General features: G+C 40.3%; 1 protein-coding gene. It reads right to left on the minus strand.

What is annotated here, in order from left to right; translation table 11 throughout:
- Window positions 1–62: 62 nt before the first annotated feature.
- Complete coding sequence (locus JEM49_RS08700) at window positions 63–1,241, minus strand: IS256 family transposase (RefSeq protein ID WP_201874656.1); 1,179 nt, start codon at window positions 1,239–1,241, stop codon at window positions 63–65.
- Window positions 1,242–1,372: the final 131 nt, after the last annotated feature.

Here is a 1,372-nt window from a genome sequence, read left to right on the forward strand (position 1 = left end):
GAAACTGTCAAATCTTTTGTGTAAATAGTTCTTTCTCGTAAATTGATTTTTTAATTATTTATTTAATCAAAGTAGGATTCTAAGGTGTCCTGAACCTGACCAAAGCCTTTATGAATTCGATTGAAATAACGGTCATTGTAGCTCATTGCCTGAATACCAATAAAAGCATCAAGCGACTGTTCAGTTGGAAACTCTGCCTTAGGCTTAGCTTTGCGCTTGATCACATTGTTAAATGATTCAATCATGTTAGTCGAATAAATTGAAGCTCTGATCTGCTTGGGATAGTTATAAAAGACCAGCAGATCTGGTTCTATGTCTTTCAAGCTTCTGATAACATGGCTGTAAACCTGGCCCCATTTGGTATAGAAGTCATGCAGGACAGCTGTGGCTTCTTCTTTGTTTGTCTGTTGATGCACCTGTTTGAATTCGTTCATGATCTTTTCACGATCGTCGACGCGTACTTTAGCGCAGATATTGCGCATGACATGAACCAAACAGCGTTGAAAATGAGCTTTAGGATAAGTCCTGGCCAAGGCTGTTTTCATGCCAACAACACCATCAGAAAGAAAAAGCTCAACTTGCTTTAAGCCTCGGGATTTCATGTTTTGAAGCATATCTGTCCAGACTTCAATGTTCTCGCTAGGCGCAATGCAGTAGTCAATGACCTCCTTGTGCCCATTAGGCTTGATGCCAATGGCAATATAGACTGCTTCACGCTCAAATGTTTCTCGGCGCAAAGGAAGGTATGTCGCATCCAAATAGACGCAGAAAAACTTGTCGCTTAGCTTGCGTTTGTGGTAAGCCTCAACCTTTGGAATCATCTGCTTGGAAATATTTGATACTTGAGCTGGACTGTAATGGCTGCCATACATTTTTTCAATTAGATCGGCTATTTCCCTGGTGGTCACGCCCTTGGAATAAAGCTTGATAATCATGCTTTCCAAGATATCCGAGTGCTGCTTGTAGTCAGGCAGCGTGTGCTGATGAAATTGACCGTTGCGATCCCGAGGTACTTGCACTTCAATCGGGCCAAATTGCGTATCAACTTTGCGGAAATAAGCACCATTTCTAGAGTTGCCAGTATTCCAGCCATTTCTGGCATAGGGATCATAGCCCAGAAAGGCAGTCAACTCAGCTTCTAGCAAGTCATTAACAGCCTGTTGTAGCTCTTTGCGCAATAAATCATTTATTTTGTCTGGATTGAATAGAGCTTGAGCAAAATCTTTGGTAAAATCATTCATGAAGGAGTTCTTCTTTCTGTATGTGTTTTTTTGTTCAAACCAATCATACGAGAAAGGAACTCCTTTTTCTAATGTTTAAAGAAATAAATTTAAGGAATCATTCATCCTTACACAAACTATTTTACAGTCTC

Origin of the sequence: Lactobacillus sp. A27 (genome assembly GCF_016742815.1) — a bacterium.
GTDB lineage: Bacteria > Bacillota > Bacilli > Lactobacillales > Lactobacillaceae > Lactobacillus > Lactobacillus gallinarum.

Excerpts from the sequence above, each read along its gene's own strand:
- JEM49_RS08700 (WP_201874656.1), bottom strand. The coding sequence starts at position 1,241 with ATGAATGATTTTACCAAAGATTTTGCTCAAGCTCTATTCAATCCAGAC.